General features: G+C 61.3%; 12 protein-coding genes. 4 read left to right on the forward strand and 8 right to left on the reverse strand.

Features of this window, described 5'->3' with window-relative positions:
- Positions 1–105: 105 nt before the first annotated feature.
- From RB548_RS27050 to RB548_RS27085, 8 genes are all read right to left on the reverse strand, one after another.
- Positions 106–1,179, reverse strand: a complete 1,074-nt coding sequence (locus tag RB548_RS27050; protein ID WP_331376831.1) for an ABC transporter ATP-binding protein — start codon at positions 1,177–1,179, stop codon at positions 106–108.
- A 4-nt stretch (positions 1,180–1,183) separates the two neighbouring features.
- Positions 1,184–3,112, reverse strand: coding sequence for a glycoside hydrolase family 127 protein (locus RB548_RS27055; RefSeq protein WP_331376832.1), 1,929 nt, complete (start codon positions 3,110–3,112; stop codon positions 1,184–1,186).
- A gap of 22 nt (positions 3,113–3,134) precedes the next feature.
- Positions 3,135–3,998 carry a carbohydrate ABC transporter permease gene (locus tag RB548_RS27060; RefSeq protein WP_331377110.1) on the reverse strand — a complete coding sequence of 288 codons (864 nt, stop codon included), beginning with the start codon at positions 3,996–3,998 and terminating at the stop codon, positions 3,135–3,137.
- 23 nt (positions 3,999–4,021) lie between these two features.
- Positions 4,022–4,939: a carbohydrate ABC transporter permease gene (locus RB548_RS27065; RefSeq protein ID WP_331376833.1), complete on the reverse strand. Its 918-nt coding sequence runs from the start codon at positions 4,937–4,939 to the stop codon at positions 4,022–4,024.
- Between the two features lie 61 nt (positions 4,940–5,000).
- Positions 5,001–6,239 (reverse strand): ABC transporter substrate-binding protein, encoded by a 1,239-nt coding sequence (locus RB548_RS27070; RefSeq protein WP_331376834.1) that lies wholly within the window; start codon positions 6,237–6,239, stop codon positions 5,001–5,003.
- Positions 6,240–6,278: 39 nt separating this feature from the next.
- Positions 6,279–7,334 (reverse strand): LacI family DNA-binding transcriptional regulator, encoded by a 1,056-nt coding sequence (locus RB548_RS27075; protein ID WP_408642495.1) that lies wholly within the window; start codon positions 7,332–7,334, stop codon positions 6,279–6,281.
- 30 nt (positions 7,335–7,364) lie between these two features.
- A complete protein-coding gene (locus RB548_RS27080; protein ID WP_331376835.1) occupies positions 7,365–8,045 on the reverse strand; it encodes a DUF6064 family protein in 681 nt (226 codons plus the stop codon).
- Positions 8,046–8,092: 47 nt separating this feature from the next.
- Positions 8,093–9,010 carry an aldo/keto reductase gene (locus tag RB548_RS27085; RefSeq protein ID WP_331376836.1) on the reverse strand — a complete coding sequence of 306 codons (918 nt, stop codon included), beginning with the start codon at positions 9,008–9,010 and terminating at the stop codon, positions 8,093–8,095.
- 304 nt (positions 9,011–9,314) lie between these two features.
- On the opposite strand from RB548_RS27085, the gene RB548_RS27090 reads away from it, so the two are divergent.
- The 4 genes from RB548_RS27090 to RB548_RS27105 all read left to right on the forward strand — a co-directional run bounded on the left by RB548_RS27090 (position 9,315) and on the right by RB548_RS27105 (position 13,724).
- Positions 9,315–10,202, forward strand: coding sequence for a DUF930 domain-containing protein (locus tag RB548_RS27090; protein WP_331376837.1), 888 nt, complete (start codon positions 9,315–9,317; stop codon positions 10,200–10,202).
- A gap of 381 nt (positions 10,203–10,583) precedes the next feature.
- Positions 10,584–11,843, forward strand: a complete 1,260-nt coding sequence (locus RB548_RS27095) for an ABC transporter substrate-binding protein (protein WP_331376838.1) — start codon at positions 10,584–10,586, stop codon at positions 11,841–11,843.
- 82 nt (positions 11,844–11,925) lie between these two features.
- Entirely contained in the window at positions 11,926–12,852 is a 927-nt protein-coding gene (locus RB548_RS27100; RefSeq protein ID WP_331376839.1) for a carbohydrate ABC transporter permease, read from the forward strand.
- 5 nt (positions 12,853–12,857) lie between these two features.
- Entirely contained in the window at positions 12,858–13,724 is an 867-nt protein-coding gene (locus RB548_RS27105) for a carbohydrate ABC transporter permease (protein ID WP_331376840.1), read from the forward strand.

Below are 13,724 nucleotides of genomic sequence, written 5' to 3' on the forward strand. Positions count from 1 at the left end.
GACGGCGTCAGAACTTGCCGCTTTCGCGTAGAAGCGAGCATCGGCTCCGGAGCGAACTGCCTTTGCGCTCCCTGGCGGCCAGCGACGCCGCGGGTGAACCCGGCGTCAGGTCAAACGTCGACCGTCCGCAGCGAACAGCCGCCGCTGACGGTCATTGACCGAAAGGTCTATTGTGCTGCCCGCATTGATTTCCTGTCCCGAGCGATATTCGGCAATGAGCGGCTGGCCATCGGCAAGCTGGCAATAAAGATACTGGGTGCCGCCGAGATATTCGGCAAAATCGACCCTCGCGACAATGCATTCCTCTCCGCCGTTGGCGACGAAGAGGTGTTCCGGCCTCGCTCCGAAACAAACCTTCTCTCCGATCTGCAAACCCTCGCCCGCGACCGGCACTGACATCTCGCTGCCCGCAACGCGGACGCGTCCGTTGCCTAGCCAGACTGCGTCGAGCAGGTTCATTCGCGGCGAGCCGATGAAGCCCGCGACGAAGATATTGGCGGGGTTTTCGTAGACCTCGCGCGGCGTTCCCGCCTGCTCGATGCGGCCGTCACGCAACACGACGATCTTGTCGGCGAGCGTCATCGCTTCGGTCTGGTCGTGGGTCACGTAGATCATCGTATTGCCGAGCTCGCGATGGAGCCGGGCGATCTCGATGCGCATCGAGACCCGCAGTTCCGCATCAAGGTTGGAAAGCGGCTCGTCGAACAGAAAGACGTCGGGTTTGCGCACGATCGCCCGCCCGATCGCAACGCGCTGGCGTTGGCCTCCGGAAAGCTGGCCCGGGCGACGGTCGAGCAGGTGGTCGATCTTCAGGATCGCCGAGGCGGCTTTCACGCGCGCCTCGATCTCGGCCGTCTCGGTACGCGCCATTTTCAGCCCGAAGGCGAGATTTTCGCGCACGCTCATGTGCGGATAGAGGGCATAGGATTGAAAGACCATCGCGATGCCGCGGTCGGATGGATCGAGATCGGTGACGTTGCGGCCCTTGATCTCGATCTCGCCGTCCGTGACCTCCTCGAGGCCCGCAATCATGCGCAGCAACGTCGACTTTCCGCAGCCGGATGGGCCGACGAAAACGACGAACGAGCCTTCCGCAATCCTGAGGTCGATGCCATGGATGACCTCCAGACTGCCGAAGCTCTTGCGAATGTCCGTCAATACAACTCCGGTTTCATGCATGCCGTCACCGCCCGACTTCACCGGCGCGGACCCAGACGAGCATCTCGCCGGGCGTGCGGTTGTCCCACAGGTGATAGGGAACGAAACGGGTGGTCGCATGGCTCACCTTCGGCGGTGACGTGCGATAGAGAGTGGCGCCCCAATCATCCGCTTTATCGCGGGCGACGGAAATGTCGAGCGCGACAGCCCCTTGCAGCTCCGCGATTTCTGCCGTCTTCGCATTCGAGAGGTCACCGCTGAGCACGATCCCGTTCAAGCCCGCACCGTTGTCGGTTGCCTCTGCGCAATAAACGAGCGGCCCGCGCATGAGCGCGACACGGCCGGTATCCTGCCGCACCTGCGGATTTGCCCAGAGCGCCCGCGGCGTCAGCGGAATATCGAGCTCCACACGGTCGCCGCTTCGCCAATCACGCTCGACGCGCGCGTAGCCGTCGATCGTTACCTCAGAAAGATCGACCGTCTCGCCGTTCAGTTTCAACGCGGCGCCCTCCGCCCATTCGGGAATGCGCAGCGACAGGGAGAAGTGCACCGGATCCTGCGCCGTGACATCGAAGCGGATGGCGCCGTCCCAGGGATAGCGGGTGGTCTGCGCAAGCTCGACCTTCTTGCCGCCGATTTCGAAGTGGCCCTTGCTCTCGCCGTAAAGATGGACGGCGATCTCGTCCTCTGCGACGGCGTACATATAGGAACCGATCGACGCGAGCAGGCGCGAGATGTTCGGCGGGCAGCAGGGGCAATGGTGCCAAATCCAGCGATGATGCTTTCCAGCGCTTTCAAGCGGGTTCTCGTAGAAGAAGGTTTTCCCATCGAGCGAAAGACCGGCCATAGCGCCGTTGTAGAGCGCTTGCTCCATGATGTCGGCATAGCGCCGGTTCGGGCCGCGCCCGAGCATGCGGCTTGCCCAGAAGACGAGGCCGACCGAAGCACAGGTTTCGGCATAGGCGCTCTCGTTCGGAAGATCGTAGTAATCCGTGAAGCCTTCATTCGACGCCGCCGGTCCGATGCCGCCCGTGACATACATCTGCTTGGTCGTCAGGTCGTCCCAAAGGGTTTCGAGCGCCGAGGTGAGGCTGTCGTCGTTGTATTCGGTCGCGATGTCCGCCATCCCGGAATAGAGATACATGGCGCGCACGGCATGGCCGACGACCTTCTTCTGCTCTCGCACCGGTAGATGTGCCTGATTGTATTCGTAGGTCTTCTGGATGAACTGCTTCGGATCGCGGCCGTCGCGGATCGCTTCCTCGGTGAAGAAGTGAGGCTCTCGGCCGCGCTCGTCGATGAAGAACTTGGCGAGATCGAGATATTTCTTCTCCCCCGTGACGCGAGCAAGCTTTACCAGCGCGAGCTCGATTTCTTCATGGCCGCAGTAGCCCGGCAACTGCCCTTCGCCATGACCGAAGACCTTAATCATATAGTCGGCAAAGCGGCACATGACGTCGAGCAGCTTGCGCTTTCCTGTCGCCTGGTAGTAGGCGACCGCGCCCTCGATCAGGTGGCCGGCGCAATAAAGCTCGTGGTGATCGCGAAGATTGGTCCAGCGCCGGCCGGGTTGCACCCGCTGAAACCAGGCGTTCAGGTAACCGTCCTTGTCCTGCAGCTTTTCATACATGTCGACGATGGCATCGACGCGCGCTTCGAGCCTGGGGTTGGGCTTGCGGTAGAGCGAATAGGCAATGGTCTCGATCGATTTTCCGAGATCGCTGTCCCAGAACATCTGCGTCGAGCCCGACCAGGCCTGCAGCGGAATGACGATGCCGGGGCTCGGCTGGCCGACGTCGATCGCCTTGAGCATGCCGGCCTCGACGCAGCGGTCGAGCAGGACTTCGGCGGTGGATTCGCAGATCGCGTCCTGGCGGTCGCCGAAAAGGCCGTGCACTTCAACGCTCGGAACGGGGAGGGGGCGGAACTGGCGATCGTGTCGGGGTTTGTTCATGGTTTCATCCGTTTCTTGGAGTTCATTTCACCGCGCCGGCCATCAGCCCGCGCATGTAGTAGCGTTGCAGAAGCAGGAAGACGACGAGGCAGGGCAGTGTCATGACCGCGACACCGGCCTGAACCGCACCCCAGTTGACCGCGCCGAGGCGACCGGCGCGAACTGCCATCATCAGCACCGGGAGCGTGTATTTCTCGTTGCTCGACAAGAGCACGAGTGCCGCCAGGAATTCGTTCCAGGCATTGAGAAAAGCGAAGATCGCGACCGTCGCGATGCCGGGCAACACCAGCGGCATCAGCACCCGGAAGAGCAGCTTCAGGTCGCGGGCGCCGTCGATGCGGGCCGCCTCCTCGATCTCCTTTGGCACCGCATCGAAGGCATTGCGCATCATGAAAACCGAGAAGGGAAGTTGCAGCGTCACATAGACGAGCGTCAGTCCGAACAGCGAATTGTTGAGCCCGAGCCTCGCGAGGATGATGAAGAGCGGCGTGAGGATCGACTGAAACGGGATCATCAGCGTGGCAATGATCAGCACGAACAGCACGTTCTTCAACGGAAAGCGGTAGCGCGAGAAGCCATAACCCGCGAGCACGCTGACGGCGACGGTCAGTGCGACGGTCGCGAGCGACACGAGCAATGAGTTGAACGTGTGCTGCCAGACGCCGGCGCCGAAGGTGTCGAGCGAGCGGTAGGAATCGAGACTGATTCCGTTCGCGGGCCACGGCGGCAACGGCGGCAGACGGGCCTCGGTGCCGTGTCGGAACGACGCGAGCAAGGTGATGGCGAAAGGCGCCAGGAAGAAGAGCGCGATCGCCACGCCGGTTGCGTGATAGGTCGATTCGGCCCGGAACGCCTTGCGTTCCCGGCGCCGCCTGGAGAGGCTCATGGAGGGGTTCATTTTGGAAAGGGTCAAGGGCGATCCTCCCCGACGCGAAGCAGCCGCAATTGCACGATGCTGATAACCACGAGAATGGCGAGGAGCGCGATCGAGAGAGCCGCGCCATAGCCGAGATTGAAGGACACGAAGGACTGGTTGAAGATGTAGTAGACGACCGAGATCATGCGGTTCTGCGGACCGCCGCTTGTCATGATGTAGAACTGGTCGAAGGCGAGGATCGAGCCGGTTACCGAAATGATCAGCGCCAGCGCGATCGTCCGGCGCATCAGCGGCAAGGTAAGATAGCGAAACCGCTGCCAACGGCCGGCGCCGTCGATGCGTGCTGCTTCGGTCAATTCGGACGGAATTGCCTGTAGCCCGGTGAGCAGGATGATCATCGTAAAGCCGGCGATCTTCCAGACGACCATGACGATGATCGTGAAAAAGGCGCTATCGAAGGTCGCGAGCAGATTGGGGCTCTTCTCGACGAGTCCGAGCGCTCTCAGCGCGGGGCCGATGAAGCCGCTGTCGACGTTCGCCAGCCAGACCCAGAGCAACGACGCCGAGGCCAGCCCGACGACGACGGGCAGGAAGATGATGGTGCGGTAGGCGCCGACGAGGCGTCGGTGCCTCTCGACGAAGATCGCCAATGGGAAGGCGACGGCGAAGATCGCGATCGTCACGATCACCGTGTAGTAGGTCGTGAAGCGGAGTGCCGAGACGAAGCGCGCGTCGTTCGCCATGCGGAAATAGTTGTTGAACCCGATCCAGCGCGGCGAGCCGAGCAGCGGCCAGTTGTGCAGGCTCATCCACCCAGTAAACAGCACCGGCATGACGAAGAAGACGATGACGAGGGCCATCGCCGGGGCGATGTAAAGAAGGCCGCGCCACTGCGAGTGGCGCCGTCTCCTGCGCACGGGCAATGCTTTTCCTGGGCCAGAGCCGGCCATCGCAATTCTCCGCCTGTTCAGAAAGAGGGGCCGGAGGATTGCCCTCCGGCCTGCCTTGAGATCACTGGCCGGTGTCGATGATCGACTGCATTTCCGACTGGGCGTTCGAGAATGCCCCGTCGACATCGTCGCCATAGATTGCCGCATTGGTGAAGGTCGCCCAGGGGCCGTTGGCGCTGTTGATCAGATCGTTGAACTGCAGCGTATAGGGTGTCTTGGCGACTTCGATCGCCTTGATGCCCACCTGCATGCGCGGGTCGAGACCCTCAAGCACCTTGTCGGCGATATCGCCGCGGGTCGGCAGGCTGCCGTATTTCGCCATGACCTTCTGGCCGTCCATCGAATAGGTGTATTCGAGGAATTCCTTCACCGCGTCGATCTTCTTCGTGCCCTTTGTGATGACGAAGTTATCGCCGCCGGCAAAGGACGAGGTTCCGCCATTGACGCCGGGGATCAGCGTCACGCCGAAGTTGATGTCTGGGTTTTCGGTGACCAGCGTGCCGATGGCAAAGGCGCCGATACTTTGCTGGCCGATCTTGCCGTTCGTGAAAGTCAGGAAGTTTACGCCGTTGTCGCTGGCCGAACTCGCCGGCACGAGGTCCTTCTTGACCATCGAACGGTAGACATCGACTGCCTTACGCATTTCCGGCGTGTCGAGCGTCGCAGTCTTGCCGTCGCTGGAGAGAATGTCGGCGCCCGAACCCCAGACAAGCGGGGTGAAGGTGAAGATCATGCAGCCGCCGCAGCCGCCGCCGGAGAAGTAGAAACCATAGATATCGTCACCCAGCGCGCGGATCTTTTCGGCATTGGCTTCGATCTCCTCCCAAGTGGTGGGCGCCTTTTCCGGGTCGAGGCCGGCTTTCTTGTAAAGGTCCTTGTTCCAGGCAAAGATAGAAGTCTCGACCGAAAGCGGCAAGCCGTAGATGCGATCCTGGTAGGTGCCGAGCTTGACGTGCGACGGCGAGAGCGAATTGAAGTAGGGCAGTGCCTTGGCCCAATCGGTCAGGTCCTCAAGCTGACCGGCGGCGGCAAAGGCCGGGGTGTAGATGAGGTCGAGCGAAAGCGCGTCGGGGGCCTGCCCGCCCGCTATTGCGGTCGCGTATTTTTGCACCAGCTCGGAGAACGGCACTTCGGTCATCGCGACCTGGTTCTCGTGGCTGGCATTGTAGGCTTCGACGACCTTCTTGAAGGATTCGCCGATGCCGGAACGAACCCACATTTCGATCTTCTCGGCGGCCGACGCACCGGACGCCAAGCACAAGGTAACGATGCTTGTTGCTGCCAATAGACGCTTGATCATGGCACTCCTCCCGTTGTGGCGCCTCCTCGCGCCGTTTCGTTATTCCGTGGGGCTCATGCCCCCGCACGATTGCCGGACAACCAACCGGCACGGCAATTTCCTCACGCCCGGCTCGACCCGTCGCCCTTCTGCGAGCGCGAGCACAGTCAGGCCGGCCTCGCGGCCAAGCTCCTTCAATCCCATGTCGACGGACGTCAGCGGCGGCCGCGTTTGTGCCGCGACGATTTCCCAGTTGTCGAAGCCGACCACCGACACGTCTTCAGGCACCCTGACGCCGCGCTCACGCAAGGCGTCGACGACGCCGCGGGCGATCTGGTCGTTGCCGCAGAAGATGGCGTCCGGCTTTTCGCCGGGCCGGCTCCAGATCGACCCGACCGCCTCATGTCCCCAGCTCTCGGCCCAGATGCCGTAAAGGACCGGCTCGACATCGCCGGCGACCTCCCGGTAGGCGCTGGCGCGCTCCCGCACCGAGAAGAAATCCTCAGGCCCGGTGATATGCGCGATCCGGCGGCGTCCGAGCTTCGCCAGCCATTCAACTGCAAGACGCGCGCCCTGCGCATCATCGGAGCGCAGCGTGACACTGTTCTCAGTGCCTTCGGTAAAGGCATAGACGACCGGCACCGGCAGGCTCGACAGATCGACCGGCAAACGCCGGTCCAGGCGCTTGCCGGAGGCGATGATGCCGTCTACCTGCTTGTCGAGCATGGCGTCGACATGGATCTGCCCCAGCGCCGGGTCGTCTTCGATGGCGCACAGGAATACCGAGACACCGTGATCGACCAGTGCTTCGGAAATTCCCGCCATGACCGGCAGGGTAAAACGTCCGTAGGTGTCGTTCGTCAGGAGCCCGATGGTGAAGCTGCGCTTGCTGAGCAGTCCGCGCGCAAGCGCGTTCGGCCTGAAGCCGATTTCGCCCGCGATGCGCTTCACCCTTTCGCGCGTCTCGGCGCCCATGCGGCCAGTATTGTTCAACGCCTTCGAGGCTGTTGAAATACTGACGCCTGCCGCCGCAGCCACGTCATGAATGGTCACGCGTCTGTTGGCCGGATTGTCCAGTGCACCCTCCAATGTTAGGTAGAGAAAACCTTTTCGCACGCGATCTGTCAACAGAAAAAGGTTTTCTCATCATCGATCACTGGGCATGGTTCGGGAGCGGACAGCGGTCAGCAGCAAAACCGCGACAAAGACAATCGAGGCAAGCGGGACGACTGCGCCGCGATCCTCCATGGCCAGCAGAGTCATGCCGCTGAACGCGCACCACAGGAGCGGGATGGGCAGAAGCAGCAACAGGCGTCTTCCTCTGATCGCGAGCACCGTGCCGAGCGTCGTAATCGCGGTCGGATCCGGCATCATGCCGAACGTTTCGGCGGCGGCAAGCGAACGCGTCGCCAGCAAGGCGAGAAGGGGATGAACCAGGAGCCCGAACAAGGCAAGAACTGTCCCGCCGTAGCGGCGCCATCGGCTCACGGTGATGGCATGGCTCGTGTTAAAGCTGAGAAGCACAAGAAGTCCGGCCTGGAGAAAGAAGGCGATTGCGGCATAGGTTGCACCCCAGTTTATGGTCGAATAGCGAAGCCAGAGGAACTGCCATGCGCAAAAGGCCCAGGCGACGGCAAATGCCGGCAGAAGCGCGGCCCTCGCGGACCGTACCGGCTTAGCCGCGAGAACCATGATCGCCAGCACCCCGATCACGAAGGCGAGCTGAAGCGGCCAGAATTCCTGATTGTAGCGCTCGATGAGCCGAAAATAGACGCGCGGCGAGAACATCAGGATATCGCCAGGCGTGTAAGTCCACCACTCCGACATCGACCTTCACCGCTTATCCGTTCGGCGCAATTCGATGTGGCCGGGGCTCACAGCGCCTCCACATAGTCGACCATGCGCCGCCGCATCGCCTCATCAGGAAGGACGCCGCCGCCGGCTTCAAGATTCTCGCGCACGTGGTCGACGCGGGTCGTCGCCGGTATGGCGCAGGTGACTGCGGGATGCGAGATGATGAACTTGAGCAGGAACTGTGCCCAACTCCGCGCACCTGTCTCGGCAACCCAGTCGGGCAAAGGTTCGTCGTCGAGCTGCCGGATCAGGTTGCCCTGGCGGAACGGGCGGTTGACGATGACCGCGATGCCTTTCTCCCGCGCCAGCGGCAGGATCCGCTCCTCCGCCTCGCGGTCGAAGATGTTGTAGGTGAGCTGTACGAAATCGATCGGCTCGCTCGACATGACGCGCTCGATTTCCCGATGCCTTCTCTCTTCCGACGTGGTGATGCCGACGTAACGCAATTGTGCCTTTGCCTTCATCTCAAACAGCATCGGCAGATGGTCTTCCCAGGCAAAGAGATTGTGAACCTGCATGAGATCGAATCTCTCAACGCCCCAGTAGGCGCGGGAAGCTTCAATCTGCTTCGCCCCGCTTGCCGGATCGGAAATCCAGACCTTCTCGGCTGAAAACAGGCGATCGGGGTGTTTCAGTTTCTGAAGGCCATAGCCGATGGTCTGCTGCGAGGAACCGTACATGGGCGAGGAATCGATCATGCGTCCGCCGCCTTCGAAGAAGGCGGCCATCACGGCAGCGCACTCGTCCTGAAGCACCGGGTCATCGCCGACGTTGAAGGTGATCCAGGTACCGAGTCCGATCGCCGGTATTTCCTCGCCGCTCGAGGGGATCGTCCTGCGCATGATGCCGGTGACCTGGGCATGGGATGGTTGCCCTACAAGCGGCAGAGACGCGCTCAATGCAAATCCCTGAAGGACCCTTCGTCGTGTGAACCTCATCGAGGCACCTCCTTTCAGCGCCCGAGAAAGGTACCGTACCCGTCAGATCCGGCGAGATGATGAACCGTTACAAGCCTGAGGTCACGAAAGTCGCGATAAGCGGGTCCATCCGCCGGTGGCGTGTCGGGACTTTCCGCTTGTTCGGAGCGGTGCAAGTCCTTATTTGACGTTGACCGTCACGGGCTGAAACGAAATGGTGCAGGAAACGGCTTCGTCAAGCGGTCCGGCTTCTGGCCGTGTAGCTGCTGTCTTTTGAGCAATGGAACAGATCGCCAAGGCGCCGAAAAAAGAGATCGGATGGGGCATGCCGACGTCGGTTGCCCTGCATCTGACCGTCGCGTTCCTGTTGCTTTTTCGGCTGCCCGAAGCACCGCCGGAACCGGAAAAGGAACAGAGCGTCAACGTCGAACTGGTTCCACCGCCGCGCCCGAAGGCGGAGGAAAAGCCGCCGGCAGAACCAGCGAAATCAAGCGCCAAACCATCCGCCCCGCAGCCGCAGGCCTTCGAATCCGCTTCAGCACGCGCCGACGTGAACGAAGAGCTACAGCCGCCGCCGAAGCAGGGCGAAATACAAGACGCTCCGAAAGCCGTCGAACAGCCGAAGCCGACGCCATCCGGGGCAGAGACTGCTGCGCGCGAAATGCCGGAAGCCAAACAGGCGCCGCCAGTGCTGGCAACCCCTCAACCTAACGCGGCGACCCAGCAGGGCGAGACGGAATCGGCCTCCCTTGAAAGCGTACCGGTTCCCGCGCAACGGCCGCCGCCGGAAACTGCGGAGAAACAGCAGTCCCCGGAGCCGGCAGGCGCCAAGGTCGATCAGAAATCCGACGAGCTTGTGCCGGCAAAAGAACTCTTTTCGCCAAATGCGCTGTCGAACCCACGCGTCAAGCAGGCGCTCGGGAAGCTCCCCACCAAGGCACGCATCGCGCAGATCTGCAGCATCGAGGCGCTGGAGCAGATCCGTAATCAGAGGCCGGGCGCTTTCCCGGATATGCTAGGCCGCGCCGGGACTATTTCGAACTCCGCGCTCACTGCGATGGGCAGCGCGTTTCGCAGCAAGGCGAAGTGGTACAATATCGACTTCAAGTGCGAGGTCGATGCCGAGGCGACGGCCGTCATTTCCTTCAGCCTTGCGATCGGTGGCGCAATTCCGAAAAGCGAATGGAAGATGCGCGAACTGCCGTTGAACTGAATGGCACGCGGCATCGCACGCCTAGATCTTCCTTACCGCCCGGCCGATCGGCCGCGAGGCGTCGAGGGCGGGGCGCTTGCGCTGTTTGCCGACATGCTGACCGGGACACGCGGAGTAGAAGAACAGTAAACCCAAAGATTGGCTCCCGCGACCTCCCGATTGTGTAAGACGTCATCTAAGTTGTCGCTAATGTTGCGCTTATGAGGAAGGCGCGCAGTGTGATAAAATCACAGTTGGGAGCAATTCCGGCCTAGGGAGGCGCCGGAGAATTTCAGTTTGCCGTAACGCTCTTCGAAGCAGCGTCTCCGCCATGCCGGATAGGGTGAGGTCCTCCTGTGAAAAAGCGGCCTCTGAATAACAACTCGGAATGGGAGGTGTATGATGGTTCGTAAACTGTTTCTCACCTTGGCTGCCGCGGCGTCCGCGCTCGCGATCAGCGGAGCCGCATGGGCCGATATCACGGTCCTCGTGCCATCCGGCAGCGAAGGCGACGGCCTGAGAGCCGCGGCCGCAGACTACGCAAAGATGAAGGGCACGAAGGTAGAAACCGTCCAGGCGCCCTATGCCAATGTTTTCGAACAGGGAGCCAATGCCGGTGCCACCAAGTCCGGCGTCTTCGATATCGTCCTGATGGACGATCCGTGGATTCCGTTCTTTGCCGAAAACGGGCATCTGGAGGACCTGACGCCATTCTTCAAGAACGCCGGATTGGAGGGGCCGGACAACGATTTCCTGTCGAAGTCGCTGGCAATCTGCCGCAACCCCTACAATTCCGGGCCTTATGTCTGCCTGCCCTATGTGGGAAACGCGCAGATGTTCTTCTACGACGCCGCCAAGTACAAGGAAGCCGGCGTCGAGGCCCCGAAAACCTGGGACGACGTGCTGAAGGCGAGCAAGGCGCTCACCGAAGGCGGCGGCGGCCGCTATTTCGGCTATGTCTTCCGCGGCGGTCAGGGCAACCCGGTCGTTGCCGATTTCATGCCGATCTTCTGGTCGTATGGCGCCGATCTCTTCAATGCCGATCGGAGCAAGGTTACGATCGACACGCCGGAAGGTGCCGCCGCCATGAAGACATTCATGGCGCTGCGTGACGTCTCGCCGAAGGGGGTCGAGAGCTACAATGCCAACGAAGTCGGCACGGCGCTCGCCGCGGGCACCTCCGCTTCATCGATCAACTGGCCGAACTGGGTCGCGACCTTTGAGGATCCGAGCCAGTCGAAGATGGTCGGCAAGATCTCCTATAGCCCCATTCCAGCCGGAACCAAGCCGGGCAGCTCGGAAATCGGCCATTGGACCATGGGCATCATGTCGGCATCGAAGAACAAGCAGGAAGCCTTCGACTTCATGCTCTGGGCGACCTCGCCCGAACAGATCAAGATTTCCGCCGAACGCGGCAATCCGCCTGTCCGGGCCTCGGTCTTCACCGATCCGGAACTGACCAAACAGGAGAAGTTCCGGCACTATCCAGTGCTGATGGAGGCGATCCAGGCTTCGACCCCGCGTCCGCGCCATCCGAAATGGCCGGAGATCGAAAATGCCTTTGGCATCGAGCTTTCCAAAGCCGTTGCAGGCACGATCACGCCGGAGGAGGCATTGAAGAACTCGCAGACCGCGGTCGAGCAGATCACCGGCCTCAAATAGCCGGCAATCCGATGCGAACGGGGCTTTCGAGCCCCGTTCGCATCTGGATCGAGATCGACAAGGGGTCTGCAGGGAGAGACAGATGTTGAAGTCCGCGAGCGACGGCACATCTTCCACGCAGTCTCGGCCAGGTGGCGGGCTCGAGCAGTGGGCGGAGCGCCATCTGCGCTACCTGATGCTTGCGCCAACGGTCCTGATACTGCTGGCGCTGACGATCTTTCCGAGCCTCTACATGTTCTACGCGGCGGTTCACAAGATCAGCCCGAACCCCGATCTTCCGTGGGAGTTCGTCGGTGCCGGCAATTTTGCGCGGCTTCTGTCGGATGCGCAGTTTCACGTCGCGCTCCGCAACACCATTGTCTTTACCGTGGTGGCAGTCACGATCGAATTTCTTCTCGGTCTCGGTCTGGCCCTGCTTCTCGACAAATTCATCCGCCGGCTGACTTTTCTGAAGACCGTGCTGATGGTGCCGATGATGCTGCCGCCGATCGCGGTCGCCATCACCTGGAAGCTGATCTACGAGCCTCAATTCGGCGTGCTCAACGAAATCATGTACCGCCTCGGTCTTCCCTTGCAGGCATGGGCGGGCGACGTGAATCTCGCGATGTTCTCGATCATCGTTGCCGATGTCTGGCAGTGGACGCCGTTCATATTCCTGCTGATGCTGGCGGGGCTTGCGAGCCTGCCGGTGGAACCCTATGAGGCGGCCGCGCTCGACGGCGCCTCGTCCTGGCGACAATTCTGGGACCTGACGATCCCCTTCCTGAAGCCGGTCATCGCGATCGCTCTTCTCCTGCGGGTCATGGACGCGCTGCGCCTTTTCGACCTGGTTTTCATCTTGACGGGCGGTGGCCCCGCCGATCGCACCAAGGTGTTGAGTCTTTACATCTATCAGGTCGCTTACCGTTTTGCCGACCCTGGCTATGCGGCGGCGATATCGCTGTTCGTGCTGTTTGTGACGATCGTTCTCAGCACCTGGTTCATGAAGCGCATGCGGCTGGCGGATTGAAGACGATGGCGACAAGGATCCTCCACAGACGCAGCCGCACCAGGGAGGTGCTCACACGCCTGTCGGCCTACCTGGCGATCCTGGTCGCGTTGATCCTGACGCTTTTCCCGATCTACTGGATCGCCGCCAATTCGTTCAAGTTCGATATCGACATCTTTGCCGTGCCGCCGGAATGGTTGCCGCGGAACCCGACGTTGAAGCATTACGAGGAAGCCTTCATCCATCGTCCCTTCCTTCGTTACGCGCTGAACAGCTTCCTCGTCGCCGTCGGGACAACAGTCGTTTCCGTAGTTTTCGGCACCATGGCGGGATATGCCCTGGCGCGATTCAATTATCCGTGGCAGTGGCGCAAGCAGATTTCATTTTGGATTCTTTCGACACGCATGATGCCGCCGATCGTCAGCATCATTCCGCTCTACCTGTTCTTCAACTACTTCCAAATGCTGAACACGAAGTCGGCGCTCGTGATCGCCTACACCGCCTTCAACCTGCCGTTCGCGACCTGGATGATGAAAAGCTATTTCCAGGACCTGCCGGTTGAACTGGAGGAGGCCGCGGTCGTCGATGGCGATACGCGCTGGGGCGCTTTCCGGCATGTGGCCTTGCCCCTTGCCCGGCCGGGGCTCGCGGCAACGGCGATCTTCTGCCTGATCATTTCGTGGAACGAGTTCCTGCTGTCCCTTATCATCACACTGACGGAGCAGTCGCAGACGCTGCCGATCGGCATTGCCGGACGGGTGACGCAGTACAACACCTATTGGGGCGAGATCAGCGCCGCCGGGTTCATGGCTTGCGTTCCGATCGTCATCTTCGCTTTCATCGTCCAGAAGCATCTTGTCCGGGGGCTTTCCCTTGGGGCTGTCAAGGGTTGA

This window comes from Sinorhizobium chiapasense, assembly GCF_036488675.1.
Taxonomy (GTDB): domain Bacteria; phylum Pseudomonadota; class Alphaproteobacteria; order Rhizobiales; family Rhizobiaceae; genus Sinorhizobium; species Sinorhizobium chiapasense.